The sequence below is a fragment of the Planomonospora corallina genome, assembly GCF_042650625.1.
Classification (GTDB): Bacteria; Actinomycetota; Actinomycetes; order Streptosporangiales; family Streptosporangiaceae; genus Planomonospora_B; species Planomonospora_B corallina.
Genome location: NZ_JBHSBM010000013.1, coordinates 149,675 through 175,742 on the forward strand (window position 1 = coordinate 149,675; position 26,068 = coordinate 175,742).

The 26,068-nt window shown below is 71.9% G+C and carries 27 protein-coding genes; 11 read left to right on the plus strand and 16 right to left on the minus strand.

The features are described 5' to 3' along the window. Positions 1–22: 22 nt before the first annotated feature. Positions 23–664: a response regulator gene (locus ACFOWE_RS09950; RefSeq protein WP_377286918.1), complete on the plus strand. Its 642-nt coding sequence runs from the start codon at positions 23–25 to the stop codon at positions 662–664. Positions 665–724: 60 nt separating this feature from the next. Here the strand turns inward: ACFOWE_RS09950 and ACFOWE_RS09955 are convergent, their stop codons facing one another. Continuing rightward, complete coding sequence (locus tag ACFOWE_RS09955; RefSeq protein WP_377286919.1) at positions 725–1,267, minus strand: dihydrofolate reductase family protein; 543 nt, start codon at positions 1,265–1,267, stop codon at positions 725–727. A 140-nt stretch (positions 1,268–1,407) separates the two neighbouring features. Beyond that, positions 1,408–1,971, minus strand: coding sequence for a dihydrofolate reductase family protein (locus ACFOWE_RS09960; protein WP_377286920.1), 564 nt, complete (start codon positions 1,969–1,971; stop codon positions 1,408–1,410). Between the two features lie 164 nt (positions 1,972–2,135). On the opposite strand from ACFOWE_RS09960, the gene ACFOWE_RS09965 reads away from it, so the two are divergent. Beyond that, positions 2,136–2,777: a winged helix-turn-helix transcriptional regulator gene (locus tag ACFOWE_RS09965; RefSeq protein ID WP_377286921.1), complete on the plus strand. Its 642-nt coding sequence runs from the start codon at positions 2,136–2,138 to the stop codon at positions 2,775–2,777. A 103-nt stretch (positions 2,778–2,880) separates the two neighbouring features. Here the strand turns inward: ACFOWE_RS09965 and ACFOWE_RS09970 are convergent, their stop codons facing one another. Next, positions 2,881–3,600 (minus strand): hypothetical protein, encoded by a 720-nt coding sequence (locus ACFOWE_RS09970; protein WP_377286922.1) that lies wholly within the window; start codon positions 3,598–3,600, stop codon positions 2,881–2,883. A 66-nt stretch (positions 3,601–3,666) separates the two neighbouring features. On the opposite strand from ACFOWE_RS09970, the gene ACFOWE_RS09975 reads away from it, so the two are divergent. The 4 genes from ACFOWE_RS09975 (at position 3,667) to ACFOWE_RS09990 (ending at position 6,660) form a co-directional block, all read left to right on the plus strand. Then, a complete protein-coding gene (locus ACFOWE_RS09975; RefSeq protein ID WP_377286923.1) occupies positions 3,667–4,461 on the plus strand; it encodes an ABC transporter ATP-binding protein in 795 nt (264 codons plus the stop codon). A 94-nt stretch (positions 4,462–4,555) separates the two neighbouring features. Next, positions 4,556–5,542 carry an SPFH domain-containing protein gene (locus ACFOWE_RS09980; RefSeq protein WP_377286924.1) on the plus strand — a complete coding sequence of 329 codons (987 nt, stop codon included), beginning with the start codon at positions 4,556–4,558 and terminating at the stop codon, positions 5,540–5,542. A gap of 78 nt (positions 5,543–5,620) precedes the next feature. After that, positions 5,621–6,400, plus strand: a complete 780-nt coding sequence (locus ACFOWE_RS09985) for a sulfite exporter TauE/SafE family protein (protein ID WP_377286926.1) — start codon at positions 5,621–5,623, stop codon at positions 6,398–6,400. 29 nt (positions 6,401–6,429) lie between these two features. Then, positions 6,430–6,660: a hypothetical protein gene (locus tag ACFOWE_RS09990; RefSeq protein ID WP_377286927.1), complete on the plus strand. Its 231-nt coding sequence runs from the start codon at positions 6,430–6,432 to the stop codon at positions 6,658–6,660. A gap of 59 nt (positions 6,661–6,719) precedes the next feature. Here ACFOWE_RS09990 and ACFOWE_RS09995 read toward each other — a convergent pair whose 3' ends face one another. The 5 genes from ACFOWE_RS09995 to ACFOWE_RS10015 all read right to left on the minus strand — a co-directional run bounded on the left by ACFOWE_RS09995 (position 6,720) and on the right by ACFOWE_RS10015 (position 11,652). Further along, positions 6,720–7,634, minus strand: coding sequence for a Rieske 2Fe-2S domain-containing protein (locus ACFOWE_RS09995; RefSeq protein WP_377286928.1), 915 nt, complete (start codon positions 7,632–7,634; stop codon positions 6,720–6,722). 40 nt (positions 7,635–7,674) lie between these two features. Continuing rightward, positions 7,675–8,229: an HD domain-containing protein gene (locus ACFOWE_RS10000; protein WP_377287125.1), complete on the minus strand. Its 555-nt coding sequence runs from the start codon at positions 8,227–8,229 to the stop codon at positions 7,675–7,677. Between the two features lie 247 nt (positions 8,230–8,476). Then, positions 8,477–10,642, minus strand: a complete 2,166-nt coding sequence (locus ACFOWE_RS10005; RefSeq protein WP_377286929.1) for a molybdopterin-dependent oxidoreductase — start codon at positions 10,640–10,642, stop codon at positions 8,477–8,479. 100 nt (positions 10,643–10,742) lie between these two features. Next, positions 10,743–11,408, minus strand: coding sequence for a hypothetical protein (locus ACFOWE_RS10010; protein ID WP_377286930.1), 666 nt, complete (start codon positions 11,406–11,408; stop codon positions 10,743–10,745). Between the two features lies 1 nt (position 11,409). Continuing rightward, positions 11,410–11,652 (minus strand): hypothetical protein, encoded by a 243-nt coding sequence (locus ACFOWE_RS10015; RefSeq protein WP_377286931.1) that lies wholly within the window; start codon positions 11,650–11,652, stop codon positions 11,410–11,412. 627 nt (positions 11,653–12,279) lie between these two features. Here ACFOWE_RS10015 and ACFOWE_RS10020 point away from each other — a divergent pair. The 4 genes from ACFOWE_RS10020 to ACFOWE_RS10035 all read left to right on the plus strand — a co-directional run bounded on the left by ACFOWE_RS10020 (position 12,280) and on the right by ACFOWE_RS10035 (position 15,577). Continuing rightward, positions 12,280–13,140: a helix-turn-helix domain-containing protein gene (locus ACFOWE_RS10020; protein ID WP_377286933.1), complete on the plus strand. Its 861-nt coding sequence runs from the start codon at positions 12,280–12,282 to the stop codon at positions 13,138–13,140. 72 nt (positions 13,141–13,212) lie between these two features. Continuing rightward, positions 13,213–13,419, plus strand: coding sequence for a DUF397 domain-containing protein (locus ACFOWE_RS10025; RefSeq protein WP_377286934.1), 207 nt, complete (start codon positions 13,213–13,215; stop codon positions 13,417–13,419). Between the two features lie 336 nt (positions 13,420–13,755). Continuing rightward, a complete protein-coding gene (locus ACFOWE_RS10030; RefSeq protein WP_377287126.1) occupies positions 13,756–14,874 on the plus strand; it encodes a CapA family protein in 1,119 nt (372 codons plus the stop codon). Positions 14,875–15,010: 136 nt separating this feature from the next. Then, on the plus strand, positions 15,011–15,577 hold the full coding sequence (locus tag ACFOWE_RS10035) for a TetR/AcrR family transcriptional regulator (RefSeq protein WP_377286935.1): 567 nt from the start codon (positions 15,011–15,013) through the stop codon (positions 15,575–15,577). A gap of 37 nt (positions 15,578–15,614) precedes the next feature. Here ACFOWE_RS10035 and ACFOWE_RS10040 read toward each other — a convergent pair whose 3' ends face one another. Beyond that, entirely contained in the window at positions 15,615–16,319 is a 705-nt protein-coding gene (locus ACFOWE_RS10040; RefSeq protein WP_377286937.1) for a hypothetical protein, read from the minus strand. Between the two features lie 266 nt (positions 16,320–16,585). Here ACFOWE_RS10040 and ACFOWE_RS10045 point away from each other — a divergent pair, with 266 nt between their 5' ends. Then, positions 16,586–17,125, plus strand: a complete 540-nt coding sequence (locus ACFOWE_RS10045) for a hypothetical protein (protein WP_377286938.1) — start codon at positions 16,586–16,588, stop codon at positions 17,123–17,125. A 56-nt stretch (positions 17,126–17,181) separates the two neighbouring features. On the opposite strand, the gene ACFOWE_RS10050 is transcribed toward ACFOWE_RS10045, so the two are convergent. The 7 genes from ACFOWE_RS10050 to ACFOWE_RS10080 form a co-directional block, all read right to left on the minus strand. Continuing rightward, positions 17,182–17,766 (minus strand): hypothetical protein, encoded by a 585-nt coding sequence (locus tag ACFOWE_RS10050; protein WP_377286940.1) that lies wholly within the window; start codon positions 17,764–17,766, stop codon positions 17,182–17,184. 449 nt (positions 17,767–18,215) lie between these two features. Beyond that, positions 18,216–20,816, minus strand: a complete 2,601-nt coding sequence (gene clpB, locus ACFOWE_RS10055) for an ATP-dependent chaperone ClpB (RefSeq protein ID WP_377286941.1) — start codon at positions 20,814–20,816, stop codon at positions 18,216–18,218. 45 nt (positions 20,817–20,861) lie between these two features. Further along, positions 20,862–21,209 carry a heat shock protein transcriptional repressor HspR gene (locus ACFOWE_RS10060; protein WP_377286943.1) on the minus strand — a complete coding sequence of 116 codons (348 nt, stop codon included), beginning with the start codon at positions 21,207–21,209 and terminating at the stop codon, positions 20,862–20,864. Between the two features lie 2 nt (positions 21,210–21,211). After that, on the minus strand, positions 21,212–22,411 hold the full coding sequence (gene dnaJ / locus ACFOWE_RS10065; RefSeq protein WP_377286944.1) for a molecular chaperone DnaJ: 1,200 nt from the start codon (positions 22,409–22,411) through the stop codon (positions 21,212–21,214). Between the two features lie 28 nt (positions 22,412–22,439). Continuing rightward, positions 22,440–23,084 (minus strand): nucleotide exchange factor GrpE, encoded by a 645-nt coding sequence (grpE, locus tag ACFOWE_RS10070; RefSeq protein ID WP_377286945.1) that lies wholly within the window; start codon positions 23,082–23,084, stop codon positions 22,440–22,442. Positions 23,085–23,112: 28 nt separating this feature from the next. Then, entirely contained in the window at positions 23,113–24,987 is a 1,875-nt protein-coding gene (dnaK, locus tag ACFOWE_RS10075) for a molecular chaperone DnaK (RefSeq protein WP_377286946.1), read from the minus strand. 371 nt (positions 24,988–25,358) lie between these two features. Next, positions 25,359–25,910 (minus strand): hypothetical protein, encoded by a 552-nt coding sequence (locus ACFOWE_RS10080; RefSeq protein WP_377286947.1) that lies wholly within the window; start codon positions 25,908–25,910, stop codon positions 25,359–25,361. Positions 25,911–26,068: the final 158 nt, after the last annotated feature.

Below are 26,068 nucleotides of genomic sequence, written 5' to 3' on the forward strand. Positions count from 1 at the left end.
CTCCGGCGGGCGGGGAGGCGGGATGATCCGGGTGCTGGTCGCCGACGACCACCCGGTCGTCAGGCAGGGACTGCGCACGTTCCTGGACCTCCAGGACGACCTGGAGGTGGTCGGGGAGGCCCGGGACGGGGCCGAGGCGGTGGAGCTCACCGAGTCGCTCGCGCCGGACGTGCTCCTGCTCGATCTGAGGATGCCGGTCCTCGACGGTCCCGGCACGCTGGCCCGGCTCGCCGAGCGCGGGCTGACGCCGCGCGTGCTGGTGCTGACCTCGGTCACCGACCGGGGGGACGTGGCGCCGGCCATGCGGGCCGGGGCGGCGGGTTTCCTCTACAAGGACGTCGAGCCCGCGGCGCTGGTCCAGGCGATCCGGGCGGTCCACGGCGGCCAGGTGCTGCTCGCCCCCGAGGCGGCCGAGGCGATGCTGGCCGGGGCCGCCGCCCCGCCCGGGTCCGGGCCGGCGGCGGCTCCGGTGGCGCCGCTGACCGACCGGGAGCGCGAGGTGCTCGCGCTGCTCGCCGCGGGCCGTTCCAACCGGGAGATCGCCCGGGAGCTGGCGGTGGCGGAGAAGACCGTGAAGACCCACGTCTCGAACGTGCTGATGAAGCTGGGCGTGCAGGACAGGACCCAGGCCGCGCTCTACGCGGTCCGGCACGGCCTGGCCTGAGAGTGAGGACGTGGGCGAACGCCGCCCGGCCGTCGTGCGGTGGCTGGGCGGTGGCCCGGTCTAGGGCTTGGGCTCGTAGACGAGCACGACGAGGCCCGAGGCGAACGGCGTGGAGCGCACCAGCCTCAGATGGGTCGTGTCGATCCCGTCGAAGAGGCGCCGGCCGCCTCCGGCGACGACGGGGAACGTCCAGAAGTGGTACTCGTCCACCAGTTTGTGCTCCAGGAGCGTGTGGTCGAGCTCGCCGGTGCCGTACTTCAGGATGTTCTGCCCGGGCAGTTCCTTGATCCTGGCGACCTCCTTGGCGACGTCGCCCTCCAGGAGGGTGGCGTTCCAGGTGGTCTCCGTCAGGGTCCGGGAGGCGACGTACTTGGGCAGGGCGTTCATCCGGGCGGCGTCGGTGTCCCCGGCCGCCTCCATCTTCGGCCACACCTGCGCGAACGCCTCATAGGTCACGCGTCCCAGCAGGAGGGCGTCGCAGGAGGAGAACAGCGCGTCACCGTATGCCGAGTGCTCCTCGTCCCAGTACGGTGAGCCCCACTTCTCCGGTGACTCGATGACGCCGTCCAGCGTCACGAAGGTCGACTCGATGAGCTTGCGCATGGATTCTGCCTCTCGGTTCGGTGCCGGGCCTGCTGCGGGCTTGCTCGGCAGATGCCTTCGTGTGCCTTCGGCCGCGCTGACACGGGCGGGATGCTGCGGCCGTGCCGGCCGGTCTCCGCCCTCCGCGTCAGCGGGCGGGGTCAGGAGTGGGCCGGCGCGTAGCAGAGCGCGGTGATGCCGCACTCGAACGGCTGAGTGCCCGCGAGCCGGAAGCGCTGGACGTCGCCGGTGGCGGGGAAGACGGGCAGCCCGGTGCCGATCGCGGTCGGGTTGACGATGAGGTGGAGCTCGTCGACCAAGCCGGCGGCGATGAGGTTCCGCGCGAGGGTGGAGCCGCCGTAGGTGATGATGTCGCCCCCGGGCCGGGCCTTGAGCTCGCCGATGGCCGTGGCGAGGTCGCCGCCGACGACGGTGGCGTTCTTCCAGGGCGACTCGGTGAGGGAGCCGGAGACGACGATCTTGGGGGTGTCGTTCATCCAGTCGATGGTCTCCTGGGGCTCGCCCTCGGGGCCGGCCTCCCAGGCGGGGATGAAGCCCTCGGCGAGCTTGCGGCCCAGCACGATGGTGTCGACCGGTTTGGTCAGCGCGTCGAGGTAGGCGTTGAGGTCGTCGCTCCAGGGGAAGTGCATCCAGTCCATCTCGCCGCCGGGGCCGCCCATGTAGCCGTCGACGGTGGTCTGGACCTGGAGCTTGAGTTTGCGCATGAGTGCGTCCTTTCGAGAGGGCTGGAGACGGCGCCGCCGGAGGCGGCTCTCGCCTTCTGCGTCGTCAGGGATTCACCGGGACTGCCGTCCCGCCGTCTCGCTGAAGCAAGCTTGCTAAAAACAAGCTAGCTATGTCAACTGATGTATGGCATAAAATTCGAAGCATGGCGAAGCGTGAGTTCGGACAGTACTGCGGGCTCGCCCGCGCGGTGGAGATCGTCGGCGAGCGCTGGGCGCTGCTCATCATCCGGGATCTCCTGGTCGGCCCCCGGCGTTACACCGACCTGCGCAACGGGCTGCCGAGGATTCCGACCAACATCCTGTCGGCCCGGCTGAAGGAGATGGAGGCCGCCGGCGTGGTGCACCGCCGCGTCCTGCCCCGCCCCGACGGCTCGGTGGTCTACGAGCTGACCGACTACGGCCGCGACCTTGAGGAGGCCGTCATGCACCTGAGCCGGTGGGGTGCCCGGTCGCTGGGCGAGCCCCGCCCCGGAGAGGTCGTCACGCCGGCCTCGATGGTCCTGGCGATGCGCAACACCTTCTGTCCCGCGGCGGCCACCGGTCTGAACGCCCGCTACGAGGTGCGCATGGGCGAGGTCGTCTTCCACGTGTGCGTCGCCGACGGCGGGCTGAGCGCCGGCGAGGGCCCGCTGCCGGACGCGGACCTGGTCATCGAGACCGGCATGGCGATCAAGGCCCTGATGGCGGGGGAGATCACTCCGCGGGAGGCCGTCGCCACCGGTGCCGTGCGGATCCAGGGCGACCCCGTGCTGCTGGAGCGCTTCGCCGAGGCCTTCGCCATCTGACCCGCCCCCTGGCCCGCCCCCGACCCGCCCTCCACGGCGCCCCTGCCGCCCCGGCCGTACGGCCCGGTCGGGGGGACGGGGCGGCGGGTGCTCCTGCGCGTGGTCAGACGAGCTCGGTGATGGCATGGTGGGCGGCCACGCGCGCACGCCGTACCGCGCGGTCGAGGTCGCGCAGGGCCTGGCTCCGGACGGCGACCTGGCCCGAGGTGAGACCCCGGTCGTCGGCGAGCCGGAGCACCGCGGCGAGCCGGGAGGCCAGGGCGGCGACCCGGTGGGCGCGGGCGGGATAGCCGGGGGCGAGGCCCTCGTCGTCGGCCCTGACCGGGCGCCGGCCCTGGACCGGGCCCTCCACCCCGAGCAGGGCGTCGGCGGCCGCGCGCATGGTGAGGGTCAGAGCCTGCTCGGCCTCGGCGAGGGAGGGCAGGTCGGGGACCGCGGGGGAGGCCTCGAAGAGGCTCCAGCGCACCCCGGCGTACGATGACCCGCGGCGGTCCGGCGCCGGGACCAGCCCCAGGCACCGGCCGGGCAGTACGGCGATCGCCGCCTGTCCGGCGTCGACGGCCGCGGAGTTGAAGGGGGGCGGTCCGGTGAGCCCGAGCGGGTCGCCCGCGACGGGGAGGGCCAGGCGGAGTGCCGACAGCTCCTCGCCCCGCAGGTCGGCGAGGAGCCTCCGGAGCGGGACGTCCCCGGCGGCGGTGGCGGCGAGCTGGGGACCGGCCTGCCGCTCCACGCGGTCGGCGGCCTCGTCGAGACCGGTCCGCCCGGAGAGCCAGGCGTTGCCCCAGCAGACCAGCGTGGCGGAGATCGGTGAATCAGGGTGCACCGATCCACGATATGCGCTCGTCCTGCAATAGGTTTTGAGCGAACGATTATCAAGGAGGCGTGGCGCATGGGCGGTCAGGTGCTTCGGTTGCAGGACGTCACCGTCCGCAGGGACGGGGCGGTCCTGCTGCGGAACATCGAATGGACCGTCCACGAGGACGAGCGGTGGGTCGTCATCGGTCCCAACGGGGCAGGCAAGACGACGTTGCTGCAGGTGGTCGGCGCCATGCTGTTCCCGACCGAGGGCGTCGTGGAGATCCTGGACGAGCGGCTGGGCCAGACCGACGTGTTCGACCTGCGCCCGCGCATCGGGCTGGCGAGCGCGGCGCTGGCGGAGCGGGTGCCGCCGGAGGAGAAGGTCATCGACCTGGTGCTCACCGGCTCCTACGCGATCCTCGGCCGCTGGAAGGAGGAGTACGACTCGCACGACGTCACCCGGGCGGTCGAGCTGATCGACCAGCTCGGTTGCGCCCACCTGATCCGCCGCCGGTTCAACACGCTCTCCGAGGGCGAGCGCAAGCGGGTGCAGATCGCCCGGGCGCTGATGCCGGACCCGGAGCTGCTCCTGCTGGACGAGCCCGCCGCCGGGCTGGACCTGGGCGGCAGGGAGGACCTGGTCCGCCGGCTGTCGACCCTGGCGCACGACCCGAAGGCGCCGACGATGGTGCTGGTCACCCACCACGTGGAGGAGGTGCCCAGCGGCTTCACCCACGCCCTGCTGCTCCGGCACGGCTCGGTGGTCGCCCAGGGCCCGATCGACCACGTGATGACCGCCGACAACCTCTCGCGCACCTTCGGCCTCCCGCTCAACCTGGAGCGGGGCCTCGACGGCCGGTGGTACGCCCGGGCGCATCAGTTCTGAACCGAAATGTGACTCGGCCCACTGGCGAGGAGTGAAACGAAATACCATTCCAGGTGACGAGAGATCCATTTGACTCGACCGCCCGGAGTGGCCAATGGGATCATCGCTTGTCGCCGCCCTCGTCGTGGTGGCCATCGCCGCCTTCGCCCTGTTCCGGACGGTCCGCATCGTGCCCCAGGCCACGGCGGGCATCGTGGAGCGGCTCGGGAGATACCACCGCACCCTCCTGCCGGGGCTGAACCTCGTGGTCCCGTTCATCGACCGGATCAAGGAGACGATCGACCTGCGCGAGCAGGTCGTCTCCTTCCCGCCGCAGCCGGTCATCACCTCCGACAACCTCGTCGTCTCCATCGACACGGTCATCTACTTCCAGGTCGTCGACCCCCGGGCCGCCACCTACGAGATCGCCAACTTCCTGGTCGGTGTGGAGCAGCTCACCGTGACCACACTGCGCAACGTGGTCGGCGGCATGGACCTGGAGCGCACGCTGACCTCCCGGGAGGAGATCAACAGCGAGCTGCGCGGCGTCCTCGACGAGGCCACCGGCAAGTGGGGCATCCGGGTCAACCGGGTCGAGCTCAAGGCGATCGACCCCCCGGCCTCCATCCAGGACTCGATGGAGAAGCAGATGCGCGCCGACCGCGACAAGCGCGCCGCGGTGCTCACCGCGGAGGGCCAGAAGCAGGCGGCCATCCTCACGGCCGAGGGCCAGAAGCAGGCCGCGGTCCTGGCGGCGCGAGGTGAGGCCGAGGCCGCGGTGCTGCGGGCCCAGGCCGACGCCGAGGCGAGGGCGATGCGGGCCAAGGGCGAGGCCGACGCGATCGCCATGGTCTTCCGGGCCATCCATGAGGGCAAGCCCGACCAGCGGCTCCTGGCCTACCAGTACCTCCAGATGCTCCCGCAGATCGCCCAGGGCGACGCCAACAAGCTCTGGATCGTCCCCTCGGAGATGGGCCGGGCGCTGGAGGGGCTGGGCGGCCTGTTCGCGAACGCCGCCGACGCGGCCGGAGCCCCGGCCGGTGGGGCGCCCGGTGCGGAGGGAGCGGACGGGACGGGAAAGGAGACCCCCGCTCCCCGGTGACGGCCGTCCTCCTCCTAAGGTGCGGTGAGTGCCGTGCACCGTCAGCGGGCGCGAGCCGTACGAGTGAGGAGGGCGCGCATGACGCCGTGGGAGGCGGCCGCGATCTTCGCGGCCGGGATCGGGGCCGGGGGCATCAACGCCGTCGTCGGCTCCGGATCGCTGATCACGTTCCCCACGATGGTGGCGGTGGGGCTGCCTCCGGTGGTGGCCAACGTCTCCAACAACATCGGGCTGGTGCCCGGGTCGCTGACCGGGGCGCTCGGCTACCGGGCGGAGCTGAAGGGTCAGCGCGACCGGCTGGTCCGGCTGGGGACCGGCTCGCTGCTCGGCTCCCTCATCGGCGGAGTGCTCCTGCTCTCCCTGCCGGAGCGCACCTTCACCGCGATCGTCTCGGTCCTGATCGGCCTGGCGTGCGTGCTGGTCGTGCTCCAGCCGAGGCTCAGCGGCTGGCTGAACGCCCGGCGCGAGCACGCCCGCCCGCACGGCGGCCCCTGGCTCTGGCTCGGCGTCTTCGGAGCCGGGATCTACGGCGGCTACTTCGGCGCGGCCCAGGGCGTGCTGCTCATCGGGTTGCTCGGCATCTTCCTCGACGAGGAGCTGCAGCGGGTGAACGCCGCCAAGAACGTGCTCTCGCTCCTGGTGAACGGGATCGCCGCGGCGCTGTTCATCACGGCCGACGCGCTGGACCTGTTCCCCATGGCCGAGATCGACTGGCGGGCGGTGGGGCTGGTCGCGGTGGGCGCGACGATCGGCGGCTATCTCGGCGCCCGGGTGGGCCGGAAACTCCCGGCCCCGGTGCTCCGGGGGTTCATCGTCTGCGTCGGCGTCGCGGCCATTGTCAAACTGGTGTACGGATAAAACCTACCCTGTATGGGTATGAATCCGGCATGAAGGGCGACAGAGTAGAGATCGTCATCGACGCGGGGGACTCCTCGCGCACGTACGAGGTCGCCGCGACCAGGGCGGGCCGCCGGGTGGAGATCGCCAACCGCCGCGGCGGCGTGGTCGAGGTGAGCGAGGTCACCCGGAGCGGTACGGCGGTGCGGACCGCGCGCTTCATGTCCAGCCGGGTCCTCGCCCTGGTCGAGCATCCCGCGGACGGCGGCTCCGACGACTGACGCCGGCGTCACCGGCGCCGACGTCACTGACGTCGGCGTCACTGACGCCGGCGTCCGGGTCAGCTCTGGGCGGGGCGGACCTGGATCATGCCGTCGCGGCGGATGCGGGTGTCGAAGGCCGGTACGGGCGCGGTCGCGGGCCCGTGCACGACGGCCCCGTCCGAGAGCCGGAAGGTGCTTCCGTGCCAGGGGCAGGTCACGCAGGCGGCCCCGCCCTCGGCGACCAGCCTGCCCTGGTGCAGCGGCCCGGCCAGGTGGGGGCAGTGGTCGGCGAGCACGGTGACCTCGCCGTCGACCCGGAGCACGAACAGGTCGATGTAGCCCAGTCGCCGGGCCACCGGCCGGCCGTTCGGCAGGTCGTTGAGGGGGCACAGGTCGTACCAGCCCAGCGGGACCAGGTGGGTGACCGAGTCGGCGTGGTTGGCCCCGACCGCCTGCCGGTAGGACAGGTGGCCGCCGAGGAAGCCGCCCAGGCCCGCCGCGCCCAGCCCGGCGTACGACAGCATCCGGCCGGCCCGCTCGTACCCGCCGACCCGGAGCGCGAGCGAGCCGGCGTACAGGCCGAAGGCGGTCAGGTTGGTGATCGCGTGCACGAAGCCGACGCGTTGCTGCTCGCGGTGGATCACCGACCAGTCCGTGATGCCCGAGGCGACCGCGGGGAGCGCGGCGCCGAGTCCGGCGGTGAGGACGGTCCGCGCGGCGCGGGAGCCGGTCCGGGTCAGGTCGATCACCGATGTCGCGGCCCAGCAGCCCACGACGAAGGTGACGAGCGGAGGGTGAAGGGGCTTTCCGGTGGGCACGCCGTGCAGCAGGTCGCGCAGGCGTCCTGGGCCGATCCTGCGGCGCACGGCCTTGGCCAGGCTGCGGATCGGCCGGTCCAGCCTTGACGACCGCTCGATCGGACCGACGATGTCGATCGTCGATGCCAGGCTCCTGAAGCTTCGGCGTCCGGTCTGGACTGATTCCTTCACCATCGCCCCCTCTCGACCCATAGGGACCTACCCGGGAACCGCGTTATGCACGCGCCAAATGCCCCCGGTGGACGGAGAGCTCGACGATCTCGGTGGCGTAGGCGCCCAGGGTCGGCGACCCCTCTTCGATGATCTTCACCTTCTCCAGTACCTGATCCGCCGTCACCTTGTAGAGCGACCAGGTGCCGCCCTCGTTGTGGTGGTTGGCCAGGATCGGCGCGATCCGGTCCAGTGCCTTGGCGAACCTGGCCTCGGGGGTCCTGCGCTCCTCGAACTCGTCCCAGAGCGCCCGCAGCCGCGCCGCCTGGTCCTCGGGGAGCAGCCCGAAGATCCGGTCGGCGGCCTTGCGCTCGATCTCCAGCTGGGTCTCCACGGCCTGGGAGTCGTAGATGAAGGTGTCGCCGGCGTCGATCTCGACGATGTCGTGGACGAGCAGCATCGCGATGACCTTGTCCAGGTCGGTCCCCGGCGGGGCGTGCTCGGCCAAGACCATCGCCAACATGCCGACGTACCAGGAGTGCTCGGCGTCGTTCTCCCGCCGCGACCCGTCCATCAGGGTGTTGCGGCGGACTATGCGCCGGAGCTTGTCGATCTCCATGGCGAAGGTGAGCTGGGCGTGCAGACGATCCTGTTCTGGAGGGGTGGTCACGGCGCAAGCCTAGTGTGCCCGGCGGGCCCTTTCCCGCCGGGCCATGACCGTCGCGGGCCGTCGCGGGCCGTCGCGGGGCCTCATGCGGCCTCATGCGGCGTGGCACGGCGCGGCGCCGGGAGCATCGGGCGTGCCCGGGCACGCCGTGTGACCCCGCGCGGCGTCACACGGGCACGCTGTGGGACCCCGCGCGGCGTCACGCGGGGACGACGGTGACCGGGACCCCGTTGAACACCGCGTTCCCGGAGGGCGCGTCGACCGCCGAGGCGTCCGTCAGCGCGTTCACGCTCACTCCGGCGTGCTCGGCCGCGACCCGCTGCGTGCTGCCGGCGTGTCCCCAGCCGTGCGGCAGGCTCACCACGCCGGGCATGATCGAGTCGGTCGGCTCCACCGGCACGGTCACCTCCCCGGCCGCGCTGCGGACCACGGCGTGCCCGCCAAGGCCGAGCCTGCGCACGTCGTCCGGATTGACCTGCAGCGTGCACCGGTTGCTCCCGCCGACCAGCGGCTCCACGTTGTGCAGCCAGCTGTTGTTGGAGCGCAGGTGCCGCCGGCCGATCAGCACCATCTCCGGCGCCGGCGCGGCCAGCCGCGCGCGGAGCCGGTCGACGTCCTCGACCAGCCGGGGCGGGGCCAGCTCCACCTTGCCCGAGGCGGTGCGCAGCACCTCGCCGAGCCGGGGCTCGAGGGGTCCGAGGTCGACCCCGTGCGGGTTGGCCCGCAGCTCGGCCAGGGAGAGCCCGTAGGGACCGAGCTTGAGCATGGCGTCCAGCCGGAGCTCGGCTCCGCTGCCGCCCTCCAGGCCCGCGCGGAGCTCGGCCGCGTCCCGGCCCTCGACCGGCGAGCCGGGCGTCTCGACGGCCCTGCGGAGCATCTGGTCGAGGATCATCTCGTCGAGCAGGGCGGGGTCGGCGTCCGCGCCCTGCCCGGAGGCGATCATCGCGAGCCTGGCGAGGATCTCCGCCTCCGAGGGGCGTCCGGGCTCCGGCGGCAGCACCGGCGGGGAGAACCGGGCGTAGTTCCGCACCGCGAACGCCAGCAGCGAGAAGTCGTAGTGCGGCGAGTGCAGCACCGGCGGCGGCGGGAGGATGACGTCGGCGTGCCGGGTCGTCTCGTTCAGGTAGGGGTCGACGCAGACCATGAACTCCAGGCCGCGCAGGGCCTTCTCCAGCCGGGGGCCGTCCGGCGCCGAGAGCACGGGGTTGCCCGCCACCGCGACCAGTGCCCGGACCTGCCCGTCGCCCGGGGTCGCGATCTCGTCGGCGAGGGTGGCCACCGGCAGCTCCCCGTTCGCCTCCGGCAGGCCCCGCACCCGGCTGTGCCAGCGCCCCGTGGTGTACGGCTTGCGCCTGCGGCCGGTCTCCGTGGCGGCCTTGGCGAACATCACGCCGCCGGGCCGGTCGAGGTTCCCGGTCAGCACGTTGACCACGTCGACCAGCCACTGCGCGAGCGTGCCGAACTCCGCGGTGCAGGTGCCGATCCGGGCGTAGACGGCCGCGGTGGGGGCGGCGGCCAGCTCGCGGGCGAGCCGTACGATGACGTCGGCGGGCACCCCGCAGGTCTCCGCCACGACCTTGGGGGCGAAGTCCTCGGCCAGGGCGCGCAGCTCCGCCAGGCCCTCGGCCTCGACGCCGACCGAGGTGAGGTCCTCGGCGAGGAGCGTGTGGACGATGCCGAAGAGCAGATAGGCGTCGGTGCCGGGCCGGACGAACAGGTGCTCGTCGGCGAGCGCGGCGGTGCGGGTCCGGCGGGGGTCGACGACCACGAGCCTGCCGCCCCGGGCGCGCAGCGCCTTGAGCCGGCCGGGGAAGTCGGGGGCGGTGCAGAGCGAGCCGTTGGACTCCAGCGGGTTGGCGCCGAGCATCAGCAGATAGTCGGTGCGGTCCAGGTCGGGCACCGGGACGGCCATCGGGTCGCCGAACATCAGGCCGCACGAGACGTGCTTGGGCATCTGGTCGGCGGTGCTGGCGGAGAAGACGTTGCGGGTGCCGAGAGCGCGGATCAGCGGCGCGCCGTACAGGGCCCCGGCCATGGTGTGGGCGGTGGGGTTGCCGAGGTAGACGGCCAGGGCCTGGCGCCCGTGGGTCTCGATCACGCCGGTCAGTCCCCGCTCGACGGCGCGGAAGGCCTCCTCCCAGCCGGCCTCGCGCCAGGTGCCGCCGGTGCGGATCATCGGGGTGCGGAGCCGGTCGGGGTCGGAGTCGAGCCGGCCGAGGCTCGCCCCCTTGGGGCAGATGAACCCCCGGGAGAACGGGTCGTCCGGATCACCCTTCACCGAGGTGACGTGCCCGGTGTCGTCGAGGGTCAGCCGCAGACCGCAGACGGCCTCGCAGAGGGGACAGGTCCGGTGGGCGGTTCGCATCGGCACTCCTGGGTTTGATGAATGAACTCATCATGGCCCGGTGCCCGGGGTGAGGGGAAGCCCCGCGGAGCCCGTTCCGCGGGCCGGTCACGCGGGCCGGTCACGCGGCCCGCGGCAGGCCGTCCGTCCGGGGGTCGTCCCCCTCCCCGTGGGTGCGCCCCGCCCGGCGGCCGTCCCCCTTCTCGGAGGGGGGCGACAACTCGCCGTAGACGCGCTCGAACTCCGGGGAGAGGCCCGGAGGGGTGTCCGCTTCCCGGCGGATGATCTCCAGGACGACCATGTTCGTCCACCGGGGGTGCCGGGTGACGCCGACCCGCCGGGCGAAGCAGGCCGCCGCGATCTCCTCGGCGTGCGCCCGGAAGTCCTCCGCGCAGATCCCGGCCCTGATCATGACCACGACCCTCTCCCCGGCGGTGGTGGGGGTGATCCGCATGATCAGCGGCAACCTGCCCTCCCGGGTGTGGAGAGGGGTCTCCATGCACACCCTGTGGATGCGGTGACGGGAGGTCAGGCAGCGCAGGCGGGTGGTGGTCCACCCGCGCCCGGCTCGGGTGGCGGCGGGGAACCAGACGGTGCCGGTGAGCACGAGGAACGGCCACCACTCGCCCTCGCGCAGCCCCGCGGCCACCAGCGCCGCGGCGGCGCCGACCACGGCCGTGATCACGATCTCCGTCCGCCACCGCCAGAGCCGCACCGCCAGGGGCGCCCTGCGCGCCGGCCACGAGGCCTCCCGTGGCCGGTGGCGGTCGTTGCGGGCGTTGCGCATGTCATGCCGCCTGCGCGGTGACGTTCGCGCCCACCTCGCCGGCCGCGTAGATGCGCTCGGCCTTCTGCAGGTCGAACAGGGGGTTGCGGTAGCGCCGGGCCCCGAAGCCCGTCCTCTCCACGGTCCAGCCGAGCCGGTAGGCCCACTCGTCCTGGTCCATGCAGAGCTCGTCGTCGGCCCGCTCGATCATCCGGGTGAGCCATGTCTTGATTGCGTGTGTCCCGTCCATGACGTAGAAGTGCATGGGAGGCTCCCTTTCGTGGTCTCGTTGTGGAGCTCTTTTCTGACGGCATCCGGGCCGGTGGCCGCCGGCCCGGTGCGTTTTCCGCCTCGTGGGCTTGTCTGATGCGTGGGTGCGACCGTCGGCCGTCGCCCGCCCTTTCCCCCCGCCGCGCGACCATCCGCCTCCCGTGAACCGAGGACCCTCTGTGAGGCGGTGCCGCTGCTCTGCGGGCGGCGGAGCCTCCCTTAACCAGATGCTCCCCCGGGGTGTCAAATGCTGCAATACTCTGCCGCCGGAAATATCGGGGAAGTTTTTGTGCAATCCATCGTGCACGGCCGCGTGCAAGTTGCATCCAAGCGGCCGGGTCATCCCGGCGGCGGTACCTCTGAGGCGGAGAGGCGAAGCAGTGGTGAAAGGTAATGGTGTTCCCGGGAAACCATCCCGCCTCTTTAAGGATCCGGCGGAAACTTCTCCAGGCAAACCTCTGTCATGAGAAGGCTTGCGGCAAGGTTTCCTGGCGAGAACATGGGCATAACACCCGCAGTCTCTCGTGCAACTTGCAGTGTACGATGAGCCCGAGACCCCGAATTGCGGGGTCTTAAACAGTCCTGTAGCGATACACCTCCATATCGGTGAGGGGGTCGGACGGTGCCCGAGCGTGGCAGTCCAACCGTTCGCCGGCGCAGGCTCGGCCAGGAGTTGCGCCGACTGCGGGAGGGCTCCGACCTGAGCGGTGAGGACGTCGCCATGCGACTGGCATGGTCGGCGTCCAAGGTCAGTCGCATCGAGAATGCCAAGACCATGCCGCGCAGGAGCGACGTCGAAGCCCTCGCCGAGCTGTATGGAGTCGATGAGGCCAGGCGGCGCGAGCTGCTGGAGCTTCATCGGGACGCGGCCCGGAAGGGCTGGTGGGAAGACTATTCGGACTCCCTGCCCCAGGAGTACACCACCCTGCTGGGGCTGGAGGCGGAGGCCGTCTCGGCGCTGAACTGGGAACCCCAGCTGGTGCCGGGCCTGCTGCAGACCGAGGACTACGCGCGCGAGGTCATTCGCGCCACGCAGCCGATCACTCGGATTCCGCCGGGAGAGTTCCGCAGCCGGGTGAACGCCCGTATGGCTCGGCAGGACCTCATCACCAGGAGCGCCGACCCGCTCAGACTCTGGGTGGTCATGGACGAGTCGGTGCTGATGCGCCGGTTCGGCGGTGCGGCGGTGATGCGCGGGCAGCTCGAACGGCTGGTCGAGCTGTCACGGCTGCCGAACGTACGGGTGCAGATCCTGCCTCTGGGCGGCGAGCACCCGGTGAACACCGGCTCCTTCTTCCATCTCAAGTTCCCTGAATTCCACGACGTCGTGTATCTGGAGTCGCTCTACAGCGCACGCTTCGTGGAGGACGAGGAGATGGTGTACGGCTACGAGATCGCCTTCGGCCACCTTCAGTCGGAGGCTTATGGAGTCGACGGCTCTCGGGAACTCATCGAGAAGATCATCGAAGAGCGTTGGAGATAGGTGGTCTCAGGGTCTGTCTGAGCGGCTGCTCCAACGGGAACCGAGGGCGTTTCCCGTAAAGGAGATAGAGACATGTACGAAGCTGATCTTTCGGGTGCGGTCTGGCGGAAGAGCGTTCGCAGCGCGGCCAACGGAAACTGCGTGGAGGTCGCCCAGCTGCCGGGCGGACGCGTCGGCGTCCGTGACAGCAAGGACACGCAGGGCCCGGTCCTGGTCTTCACTCCAGGCGAGTGGGACGCGTTCGTCGGAGGCGTCAAGGACGGCGAATTCGACCTGTAGCAGGAACGGCCTCCCGGTTGCGGTGACGACCGGAAGCCGCCGTCCGAGTTGTTTCCGGCGGTCTGTCTCGAACCGTACGGCCTGCGTCCGTGGGGTGACGCGGGCCGTACCCGGTGAGGGGCGCTGAGGGGAGAGAGGGAGACCGGGCGCCGCCCGGCCGGAATCCCTCGCGGACGCCGGTCCGGCGCACTCCACAGCACGCCCTCCCTGCGCACGCGCAAGGTCGCGACCGGAATCGAGTAATCCGAACGTCAATTCCTTCAAGTTCGGGTGAGAAGTCCTCCGGAAGGGCGAGCCGTCCCACTTATCGCGGCTGAAGTGGCATCCTCGATGGCGATGAACACCTACACCCGCCGCCGCCTCGGAGCGGCCGCCGCCGTCGCCGTATCCGTCCTGATCACCGCGGCCTGCACGGCGGCCGAGTCGGCCGCCCCGGACGCGGACGCGGACGCCGGGAAGCCCGCCGAGAGGTCGGCCGCCTCGGCCGATCCCACGCCCGCCCCCGAGCGCCGGCCGTTCACCATCTCCTTCGGCGGCGACGTGCACTTCGAGGGCGTCCTGCGGACCAGGCTGAACACGAACCCGCGCACCGCGATGGGCCCGATCGCCAAGGTGCTCCGCAAGGCGGACATCGCCATGGTGAACCTCGAGACCGCGATCACCACCGGCGGGACCCCCGCCCCCGGCAAGCAGTACACCTTCCGGGCCCCCGCCAGCGCGCTGACCGCGCTGAAGGCGGCGGGGGTGGACGTGGCGTCCATGGCCAACAACCACGGCATGGACTACATGGAGAGCGGGCTGGCCGACTCGCTGGCCGCCGTCAAGCGCGCGAAGTTCCCCGTGGTGGGCGTGGGCGCGAACGAGGCCGAGGCGTACCGTCCGTGGCGGACGACCGTCAACGGCAACCGGGTGGCCGTCATCGGGGCGACCCAGGTGCTGGACTCGGAGTTCATCACCGCCTGGACGGCGAAGGGCCGCAAGGGCGGGCTGGCCTCCGCCAAGAACGAGGCCCGGCTCATCCGGGAGGTGCGCAAGGCGCGGCAGACCTCCGACACCGTCATCGTCCACCTGCACTGGGGCACCGAACTGCAGAAGTGCCCCAACGAGGCGCAGCGGAGCCTGGCGCCCAAGCTGGTCGCGGCCGGGGCCGACGTGGTCGTGGGCGGCCACGCGCACATCCTGCTCGGCGGCGGCTACCTGCGAAACGCCTACGTCAACTACGGCCTGGGCAACTTCGTCTTCTACAACTGGGGACCCGAGACCGGCAGGACGGGCGTGCTCACGCTGACGATCAACGGCCGCCAGGTGCTCAAGGACCAGTGGACCCCGGCGACCATCCAGGGCGGCGTGCCCGTTCCGCTCACCGGGAACGCCCGGCAGCGGGCGATCACCGACTGGAAGGGGCTGCGCGGGTGCACCGGGCTGGCCGCCAGGCCGCGGCAGGCCGCCGAATGATCGGTAGCTGCTGACCGGAAGGGGGCGGGGCGGGCAAGATGGAGGGATGCCGTCCATCCTGCCCGCCGATGACTGCGGTGAAGTCCCACTGCGGCGCCGGCCCACCCAGCGGCGTAGCGCGCGACGTGTCGAAAGGATGCTCGACGCGTGCGCCGAGCTGCTGGACGAGATCGGTTACGAGGCGCTGAGCACCACCCGGATCGCCGAGCGCGCGGGGGTCGCGATCGGTTCCCTGTACCAGTTCTTCCCGGACAAGCGGGCCATCGCCCAGGCGGTGACCCGCCGCCACATGGAGAGGTTCGTCTCCCGGATCGGCGCGCGCTTCCTGGCGGAGGACTACGGGGGGTGGTGGGACGCGGTCGACGCGATCATCGACGAGTACGTCGAGATGAACCGGACCGTTCCCGGCTTCCGCTCCATCCACTTCGGCGACGTGGTCGACCTCAACATGCTCGACCCGGTGGCCGAGAACAACACGGTGATCGCCGGACGGCTGCGCGGGCTGCTCCTGCAGGAGTACGGCCTGGCCGACAGCGAGGAGCTGGACCTGGCGATCCTCGTGGCGGTCGAGGCGGGGGACGCGGTCCTGAAGATGGCCTTCCGCCGTGACCCGGACGGCGCCCCGGAGATCATCGCCGAGGCCAAGCGGCTGATCCGGGGCTATCTGAACCGGCAGTTCGCCGACGGGGCGGCGGTCCGCTAGAGGCGCCCCGGCCCTCACCCGGACCGGGCCCGCCCGCTCACCCGTGCCCGAGCCTCCGGGCGGAGGGGGACAGGAGCGACCGGTCTCCGAAGGGACGGAGCTGCCCCGCGTGGACGTGCGGGACGGTCAGCGGCCAGATCTGCGGGGCCTGTGCGACCCCCGGAAGCCACGGCGGCGGGCCGTACGGGAAGCCGGGGCGCCAGGCTTCCTCCGCGGCGGGCGGCGGGTCGGAGTCCGCCGCCGGATCGGCGCCCTCCTCCTCCGGGTACGAGCTCTCCGGGTGCGAACGCCCCGCGTCCTCCGCGGAGTCCCCCGCGTCCCCTGTGCCCTCCGCGTCCCTCGCGTCCCCCAAGCTCTCCTCCACAGGGCCCTCCGCGCTGTCCTCCGCAGGGTCCGTGGTGTCCTCCAGGGCGGTGTCCTCCAGGACGTCGGCCGTCTCCGGCGGCGCGTCCCCGGTGCCCGGCGCCGTGCCCTCCGTGCCGGGCGCCCCCGGCGGCGCGCCCGGCTCCAGGGCGCCGCGCGGTATCCGGTCGTCTCCGCGGTCGCGGACGGCCTCCTCCGCCCTGTCCCGGTCCGCTCCCGGAGCGAGGGCCACGGGAGCCGGTGCCCGCCGGGTCCTCGGCGGGGAGTGGTCCGAGGCGCCGCAGAGGGGGCGGGAGGGGACGGCGAGCGCCTGGGGGGAGAGACCGGCCTCGCGCAGGCGGTTCTCCATGGAGGCGAGTTCGCGCTGCGCCGCGTCCATGGCCTCCATCCTCGCCGACAGATATCCGGCACATCCGGGAACGATCACGGAGAGAAGCGCCGCGCATGTCAGGGTGAAGGTCATCTGCCGGGACATGCCCATCGCACCCCCTTCGAAAGGCACCGCTCCTGGAGCAGGAGGCGTCCGTGATATGCCCGCTTCCTACGGATAAAAGCTCGCCGTGAACAAATGTGCACATGGAGTTGCGTAACCCATACCTGTGCATTGGCCGGACGGAACAGAGCCGCGCTCGGTACGCTCGCGCTGTGGCGCATGTGACACGTGGGCAGCTGGACAGGCTGCTCGAACAGGCACTCATGGCGGACGATCACGAAAGCCTCGCCCGGCGGCTCGAGGAGCTGGCGGAGGCGTACGTGTCCGGCGACCTCTCGCGGGCGGCGATCCTCGTGCTCGCCGCGGAGGAGTGGCGGCAGGCCGGGCGGCCCGCCCGCGCCCTCCACTGCTTCCAGCGGGCCGCCGACGACGGCGGGGACGCGGGAGCCGACCCCCGGGCCGGGATCGCCGACACCCTCTTCGAGCTCGGCCGGCCGGACGAGGCGTGGCAGGTGATCGAGGCGATCGAGTCCGGCGGAGACGTCTCCCCGGCCACGGTGCTGACCGTCGCCGAGACCCTCGCCGCGTACGGCGATCCGCTCAGGGCCCATGCCTGGGCCACCCGGGGTGTCGCCGACGCGGCGCCGGGCAGCGCGGAGCACGCCGCGCTGCTGCGCGTCCGCTACCGGATCCGGGTCGACCTCGGGCTCCCGGAGGACGAGCTGGACGCGCTGCTCGACGCCGCCCGCTGACAGGACGTCCCCCGGCGCGGCCGCCCCGCCCCGCCGGTGGTCCGGCACCGCCAGGGTCACGGCAGCGTGCGGCCCAGCGGCAGCTCCGGCAGCATCCGCTCCAGGATCGGAAGCCTGGGCCGCTCCCTCCGCTCGGGAGCGGGCCGGGTCCCCTCGGCCCGCGGGGCGGCCGGCGCGGTCCCGCCCTCCCGGACGGGGGCCGCGGGTGTGCTCCCCCGTACGATCCTCCCGCCGGCCCGGCGGGGCAGCGGGGGCGGTGCGGGCAGCGCCAGCGCGGTGCCGTCCGACAGCACCCCGGAGGCGTTCGCGGAGCGCGGCACCGAGGGCACGGCGACGAGACGGACGACGGGCGACGGCATGCTCGGCAGGCCGGGCAGGTCCGGCACCGGGTACACGAACTCCACCCACACCAGGCCGGGATAGCCCGGCACACCGAAGGGGAGGGCGGGGAAACCGAGCGCCCCGGCCACGCCGCCGACGTCGGCGAAGCTGAGGACGGCGGAGGCGCGGGAGAGGCCGGGCAGACCGGCGGCGTGCGAGAGCAGCTCGGCGGAGGTGAGCGGGACGGGGGCTCCGGAGAGCCGTCCCCGGCCGTCTCCGGAAGGTCCCTGGAGCCCCCGGGGTCTCGCTGCCCCGGCCACAGAGGAGTCCGGGGCCCACCGCCCGACCACCGGAGGCCGAGACGACCGGCATCGGGCGCTCCCGGAACCGGGGGAGCTCGGCGCGCCCGCCGCGGGACCACGCCGTTCGCAGGGATCGGCCGCGGCGGCCCGGGCCGCCGTGCCGGAGACCGCCGTGCCGGAGACCGCCGTGCCGGGGGCCGCGGGGGTCATGGGGGCCGCTGCGGCCGCCGGGCCCGTGGCCGTGCGAGAGACCGCCGGGGCCGCGGCGGCCGCCGGAGCGGCCGGGGGTCCGGCGCAGGCCGCCGCGAGCAGCGCCGCCAGGACCCTCCGAACGCTCCGTAAGCCGTGCGACACCCCGCCCCCTCGCGGTCCCCTGTGACACTTGATAGTCGATTGACTACCGAAGGTAACAGTGGGGGGCTTTCGGGAGGCGGGCTTGACCCGATGATGGGAAATCCCTTACCGGCTCACGGGGTCGCCGGAGCCGCCGGGGCCGCCGTGCCGACCGTCAGGGAGTCCTTGTCCGGGTCGACGTCCACGAGCACCTCGTCGCCGTCCTGGATCTCACCGGAGAGCACCTTGCGGGCGAGCTGGTCACCGATCGCCGACTGGACCAGCCGGCGCAGCGGGCGCGCGCCGTAGAGGGGGTCGTAGCCGGTCAGGGCCAGCCAGTCGCGGGCGGCGGGGCAGACGGTGAGCGTGAGCCGCCGGTCGGCCAGCCGCCGGGCCAGGTGCGCCACCTGCAGGTCGACGATCTTGGTCAGCTCCTCGCTGCCGAGCGCGTCGAACAGGATCACGTCGTCGAGCCGGTTCAGGAACTCCGGCTTGAACGCGCCCCTGACCGTGTTCATCACGGCCTCGCGCTTGGCGCCGTTCTCCAGCGTCGGGTCCACCAGGAACTGCGAACCGAGATTGGAGGTGAGGATCAGGATCGTGTTGCGGAAGTCGACCGTACGGCCCTGCCCGTCGGTGAGCCGCCCGTCGTCCAGGACCTGGAGCAGGATGTCGAAGACCTCCGGGTGGGCCTTCTCCACCTCGTCCAGCAGCACCACGGTGTACGGCCGGCGCCGCACCGCCTCGGTGAGCTGGCCGCCCTCCTCGTAGCCCACGTAACCGGGCGGGGCGCCGACGAGCCGGGCGACGCTGTGCTTCTCGGAGTACTCGCTCATGTCGATGCGGACCATGGCCCGCTCGTCGTCGAAGAGGAACTCCGCCAGCGCCTTGGCCAGCTCGGTCTTGCCGACGCCGGTGGGGCCGAGGAACAGGAAGCCGCCGGTCGGCCGGTCGGGGTCGGCGATGCCCGCGCGGGCCCGCCGCACGGCGTCGGAGACGGCCCGCACGGCGTCGCGCTGGCCGATCAGCCGGGATCCGATCTCCTCCTCCATGCGGAGCAGCTTGGCGGTCTCGCCCTCCAGCAGGCGGCCCGCCGGGATGCCCGTCCAGGACGAGATGACCTCGGCGATGTCGTCCGGACCGACCTCCTCCTTGACCATGGCGTCCTCGGGCTCCGCCGCCGTGCTCGCCTCGGCCAGCTCGGCCTCCAGCCGGGGCACCTCGCCGTACATCAGCCGGGAGGCGGCCTCGAAGTCGCCGTCGCGCTGGGCGCGCTCGGCCGCGCTCCGGGCCTCGTCGAGCTGCTTCTTCAGGTCGCCGACGCGGTTGAGCCCGGCCTTCTCCCGTTCCCAGCGGGCCACCAGGGCGTTGAGCTCCTCCTTGCGGTCGGCCAGCTCGGCGCGGAGCCGCTCCAGCCGCTGCCGGCTGCTCTCGTCGGTCTCCTTGGCGAGCGCCAGCTCCTCCATCATCATCCGGTCGACGTTCCGCTGGAGCTGGTCGATCTCCACGGGACGGGAGTCGATCTCCATGCGGAGCCGGGAGGCCGCCTCGTCGATGAGGTCGATCGCCTTGTCCGGCAGGAACCGGGAGGTGATGTAGCGGTCGGAGAGCGCGGCGGCGGCGACCAGCGCGCCGTCGGAGATCTGGACCTGGTGGTGGGCCTCGTAGCGGCCCTTGAGACCGCGCAGGATCGCGATCGTGTCCTCGACGGAGGGCTCGCCCACGTAGACCTGCTGGAAGCGGCGCTCCAGGGCGGGGTCCTTCTCGATGCGCTCGCGGTACTCGTCGAGCGTGGTCGCGCCGATCATCCGCAGCTCGCCGCGGGCCAGCATCGGCTTGAGCATGTTGCCCGCGTCCATGGCCCCCTCGGCCGCGCCGGCGCCGACCATGGTGTGCAGCTCGTCGATGAAGGTGACGACCTGGCCCTCGCTCTCCTTGATCTCGTTGAGCACGGCCTTGAGGCGCTCCTCGAACTCGCCCCGGAACTTGGCGCCGGCGACCATCGCGCTCAGGTCGAGCGAGATCAGGCGCTTGTCCTTGAGGCTGGAGGGCACGTCACCGGCGACGATCCGCTGGGCCAGGCCCTCCACGACCGCGGTCTTGCCCACGCCGGGCTCGCCGATGAGCACCGGGTTGTTCTTGGTGCGGCGGCTGAGCACCTGCACGACCCGGCGGATCTCCGTGTCGCGCCCGATCACCGGGTCGAGCTTGCCGGCGCGGGCCCGCTCGGTGAGGTCGACGCCGTACTTCTGCAGCGCCTGGTAGGTGTCCTCGGGGTTCTCACTGGTCACCTTGGCGCGCCCGCGCACCTTCTCGAAGGCGTCGAGCAGCGCGTCCGGGGTGGCCCCGCGCTCCCGGAGCATCTCGGCGACCGGGCCGCCGTCGGTGGCCAGGCCGACCAGCAGGTGCTCGGTCGAGACGTACTCGTCCTCCAGGCGGCGGGCCCGCTCGGCCGCGGTGTGCAGCACGGCGAGCAGCTGCCGGGAGCTGCTGGGGGCGCTGACCGTCGAGCCCTGCGCCTTGGGCAGGGACTCCAGCCGCGTCTCGGCCTCGGCGCGCAGCTGCTTGGCGTCGGCTCCGACGGCCTCCAGCAGGGGAGCGGCGGTGCCGCCGGTCTGGGCGAGCAGGGCCGAGAGCAGGTGGACCGGGGCGACCTCGGGGTTGCCCTCGGCGGCGGCGCGCCGGATGGCGGCGGAGACCGCCTCCTGGCTCTTCTGCGTCAGCTTGTAGTCCATGGAACAGTCCCCCCGGTCGTGGTGGCTGCGGGTGTCAGGCGGGTGTCAGGCGGGTGGCAGCTGGTACTGGATCAGGGCGCGGATCGTCGCGACCTCCGCGCGCAGGCGGTGGTTCTCCTCGCGCAGGCGCACGACCTCGTTCTCCAACTCCAGGATCCGCTTGATGCCCGCGAGGTTGATGCCCTCCTCCTGGGAGAGCCGCTGGACCTCGCGGAGCATCAGGATGTCGCGGGTGGAGTAGAGCCGCCCGCGGCCCGCCGTACGGCCCGGCCTGACCAGACCGAGGCGGTCGTACTGCCGCAGGGTCTGCGGGTGCAGACCCGACAGCTGGGCGGCCACCGAGATCACGTAGACAGGGGTGTCATCCGACAGATCGAAGTAGTTGGCGTCCATGGCTACTCGCTTCTGGCCTGTTGGATCAGCTCGGCACGCGGGTCACCACCGGCCGTGGCGTCGCGGAACTGCTCCAGGGCGGTGCGCGCCTTGTCGTCGAGCTTCTGCGGCACCAGGACCTCGACCGTGGCGAGCAGGTCGCCCTTGGTGCCGTCCTTGCGGGTGACCCCGCGGCCGCGGACCCGGAAGGTGCGGCCGTTCGGGGTGCCCGGCGGGATGCGCAGGGTGACCGGCATGCCCTTGAGGGTGGGCACCTTGATCTCCGCGCCGAGGGTCGCCTCGGTGAAGGTGACCGGCACGGTGACCGTCAGGTTCTCGCCGGAGCGGCCGAAGACCTGGTGCGGCTTGACGTGGACCTGGACGTACAGGTCGCCGGCCGGGCCGCTGTTCTCGCCCGGCGCGCCCTTGCCCTTGAGCTTGATGCGCTGGCCGTCGCCGACCCCGGCCGGGATACGGGCCTGGATGGTGCGGGTGCTCTTGCCCCGTCCGCTCCCGTCGCAGACCGGGCACGGGTCGTCGACCAGCAGGCCGCGGCCCTTGCAGTCGCGGCACGGCTCGGAGAAGGCGAAGTTGCCCAGGTTCCGGCTGGCCGCGCCGGTGCCCTCGCAGGTCGGGCAGACCCGCGGGGTGGTTCCGGCCTTGGCCCCGGTGCCGGCGCACGCGGTGCAGGAGGAGGAGCTGGTGAGCCGGAGCGAGACGGTGGTGCCCTCCGCCGCCTCGGTGAAGGAGAGCGTCACCTCCGACTCCACGTCCTGGCCGCGCCGCGGCCGCCTGGTGGTGCCGCCGGGGCGGGTGGCACCGCCCCGGCCGCCGAACAGGCCGCCGAACAGGTCACCGATGCGCTCTCCGGCGCCCTGCTGCTGCTGGGCGGTGCCGCCGAACAGGTCGCCCAGGTCGAAGGGGAACCCGCCCCCACGGGTGGCCCCTCCGGCGCCCGGGAAACCGCCGAGCCCCGATCCGAACAGCGTGCGCGCCTCGTCGTACTCCTTGCGGCGCCTGGCGTCGGACAGGACGTCGTAGGCCTCCGAGACCTCCTTGAACTTCGCCGTGCTCTCCGAGGTTCCGGAGTCCCCGGGGTTGGCGTCCGGGTGGTACTGCCTGGCCAGCTTCCGGTACGCCTTCTTGATCTCTTCGGCGGTGGCGGACTTGGGCACACCAAGGACGGCGTAGTAGTCCTTCTCCAGGTAGTCCTTGGTGCTCATCTGTCTTCCTTCTCCAAGAGGGGGTGGATCAGTCGTCGTTCGACTCGGGCTCACCGGGCTCGGCGACCGCGACCCGCGCGGGGCGCAGGACACGCTCGCCGATCCGGTAACCGGACTGCAGGATCTCCACGCAGGTCGGCTCGGTGACGTCGGCCGAGTAGCTGTGCATCAGCGCCTCGTGCACCTCCGGGTCGAACGGATCGCCCTTGGCGCCGAAGGGGCTGAGCCCCAGCTTGCCGAGGACCGACTCCAGCGCCTCGGCCACCTTGGCGAAGCCCCCGGTGAGCTCTCCGTGGTCACGGGCCCGGCCGATGTCGTCGAGGACCGGGAGCAGCTCGGCCAGCGCGCCGGCCACGGCCTGCTCCTTGATCAGCGCGCGGTCCCGCTCGACCCGCTTGCGGTAGTTGGAGTACTCCGCCTGCAGGCGCTGCAGGTCCGTCGTGCGCTCGGCGAGCTGGGTGGCCAGCTGGACGGCGGCGGGGTCGGCGCCGGAGCCGGCGGGCCTCTCATCCCGGCCGCTCTCCGGCGCGCCGGCGGCCTGCCCGGCCTCCGCGCCCTGCGCCCTGCCCTTGCCCGCCTCGCCGTTCTCACGGGGCTGCCCGGTCTCAGGATCGATCTTCCGGTTGTCGCGGATCACGGGCTCCTCCCCGGAACCGTTCTCACGCGTGTTCACGGTCGTGCTCCCCTCGGCTCGCCTGCCGTCACTTCGCGTCGTTCTCGCGCTTCGGCTCGTCGTCCACGATCTCCGCCTCGACCACGTCCTCGTCGGCCCGCTGGTCGCCGGCCGCACCCTCGGCGCCGGCGGCGCCGGGCTGGGCCCCGGCTCCCTGGGCCTGGGCGTAGATCGCCGAACCCATCTTCTGGCTGACCGTGGCGAGCTTCTCCGCGGCGGTGCGGATGGCGGTCGTGTCGGTGCCCTCCAGCGCCTTCTTCACCTCGGCGACGGCGTCGTTGACCTCGGTCTTGACGTCGTCCGGCACCTTGTCGGAGTTGTCGCTGAGGAACTTCTCCGTCTGGTAGACGAGCGAGTCGGCGTTGTTGCGCGTCTCAGCCTCCTCGCGGCGGCGCTTGTCCTCCTCCGCGTAGGACTCGGCCTCGCGCATCATGCGCTCGATGTCGTCCTTCGGCAGGGCGGAGCCGCCGGTGATGGTCATCGTCTGCTCCTTGCCGGTGCCGAGGTCCTTGGCGGAGACGTTGACGATGCCGTTGGCGTCGATGTCGAAGGTGACCTCGATCTGCGGGATGCCGCGCGGCGCCGGGGCGATGCCGGTCAGCTCGAAGGTGGCCAGCTTCTTGTTGTAGGCCGCGATCTCGCGCTCGCCCTGGTAGACCTGGATCTGCACCGACGGCTGGTTGTCCTCGGCCGTGGTGAAGACCTCCGAGCGCTTGGTCGGGATCGTGGTGTTGCGCTCAATGATCTTGGTGAAGATGCCGCCCTTGGTCTCGATGCCCAGGGAGAGCGGGGTCACGTCGAGCAGCAGGACGTCCTTGACCTCGCCCTTGAGCACGCCGGCCTGCAGGGCGGCGCCGATGGCGACGACCTCGTCCGGGTTCACGCCCTTGTTGGGCTCCTTGCCGCCGGTCAGCTCCTTGACGAGCTCGGTGACGGCGGGCATGCGGGTCGAGCCGCCGACGAGCACCACGTGCGCGATGTCGGAGACCTTGATGCCGGCGTCCTTGATGACCTGGTGGAACGGGCCCTTGCAGCGCTCGAGCAGGTCGGCGGTGAGCCGCTGGAACTCGGCGCGGGTGAGCTTCTCGTCCAGGTGGAGCGGGCCCTCGGCGGAGGCCGTGATGTAGGGCAGGTTGATGCTCGTCTCGGACTGGCTGGACAGCTCGATCTTGGCCTTCTCCGCCGCCTCGCGCAGCCGCTGGAGGGCCATCTTGTCCTTGGACAGGTCGACGCCGTGGGCGTTCTTGAACCGGTTGACCAGCTCGTCGACGACGCGCTGGTCCCAGTCGTCACCGCCGAGGTGGTTGTCGCCGCTGGTGGCCTTGACCTCGACGAAGCCGTGGCCGTCCTCCTGGCCGACGTCCAGCAGGGACACGTCGAAGGTGCCGCCGCCGAGGTCGAAGACCAGGATCGTCTGGTCCTCGTCCTTGTCGAGGCCGTAGGCGAGGGCCGCGGCCGTCGGCTCGTTGATGATGCGCAGGACGTTGAGCCCGGCGATGGTGCCGGCCTCCTTGGTGGCCTGGCGCTGGGCGTCGTTGAAGTACGCCGGGACGGTGATCACGGCGTCGGTGATCTTCTCGCCCAGGTAGGCCTCGGCGTCCTGCTTGAGCTTCTGCAGGACGAAGGCGCTGATCTGCTGCGGCGAGAACTTCTTGCCGTCGATCTCCTTGGACCAGGTGGTGCCGATCTCGCGCTTGACCGAACGGATCGTCCGGTCCACGTTGGTGACGGCCTGCCGCTTGGCGACCTCACCGACGAGGACCTCGCCGTTCTTCGCGAACGCGACCACGGACGGCGTGGTCCGCGAGCCCTGCGCGTTGGCGATGACGGTGGGCTCACCGCCCTCGAGGATCGAGACGACGGAGTTGGTCGTCCCCAGGTCGATACCTACCGCACGTGCCATGAGTACGTCCTTGTAGTCAAAGTTGAGTCGGTCTGACTCATAGTCGGACACCGCATGATGTTTGTCAAACGACTTGAGTCTATGGGGCTCAACCAAAAAGAGCGTGCCGACATTCCCCGTATCAGGGAGATGTCAGGGTTCTCCCGGGGCCGGGGCCGGGGCCGGGGCCGGGGCCGGGGCCGGGGTGGGGGCGGGGGCGGGGCGCGGCCGGCCGCTCCGGGTGCGTCCGGGCGCGAGGCCGTACGGCGCGGCGGTGCGCGCCTCCGGGCCCCGGGGTGCGCGCCCCGGGGCCCGGAGGCCTCCCCGGCGGCGTCCGCCGGGAGTCCGGGAGTGTTCGCCGGACGGGTCCGGTGGACCGCCCTGGGGCGGGGTCAGCGGGCGCCGTCGGCGACCTTGCGCTTGCCGAGGGGCCTGGCGAGCTTGACCGTCGTCGACTTCTTGATGGCGATCTCGATGCAGGCGACGTTCTGCATCGTCCGGCTGGGGCCCTCCCAGAGGGTGACGGTCACCTTCTGGCGGGTCTCCTTCACCGTCACCCGGTCGAGCACGGTGCAGGGCTCGACCCCGGACCACCAGACGATCCGGAGGGTCCGGTCGTTCTTGTGCCGCTCGGCCGTCAGCCACCGGACCTTGCGGGGGTTCTCGGTGTCGCCGGTGGCCTTGACCGGCTTGGGCCCCCGGGAGGGCACGGCCGGCGCCGGGTTGGTGGGTTCGTCCCTCGGGGCGACGGTGCTCGCCACCGGCTGGGAGGGGAGGGTGGCGGTCACGGTCGAGGGCACGGCCGAGGGTGCGGTGGAGGGTGCGGTGGAGGCCGTGTCCCGGGCCGGGGATCCGGCCGTGGCAGGGCCGGTCCCGGTCTCGGTGCCGCAGCCCGCGGCCAGGAGCAGGGTTCCCGTCAGCAGCGGAATCGTGAGCCTACGCATATCCCTAGGACGGACCCGGAGGCGAGGCGGTTCAGTCCCCTTACCGGAAGTCTTGACAGCGTCGTGCGCCCGGTTCAGCATGAGCAGGACTCATGTTTCTCCGTGGAGCACGCCGACCGGCGGACCCGCGCTCCACCGCACCCCTGATTCGGCCGGTT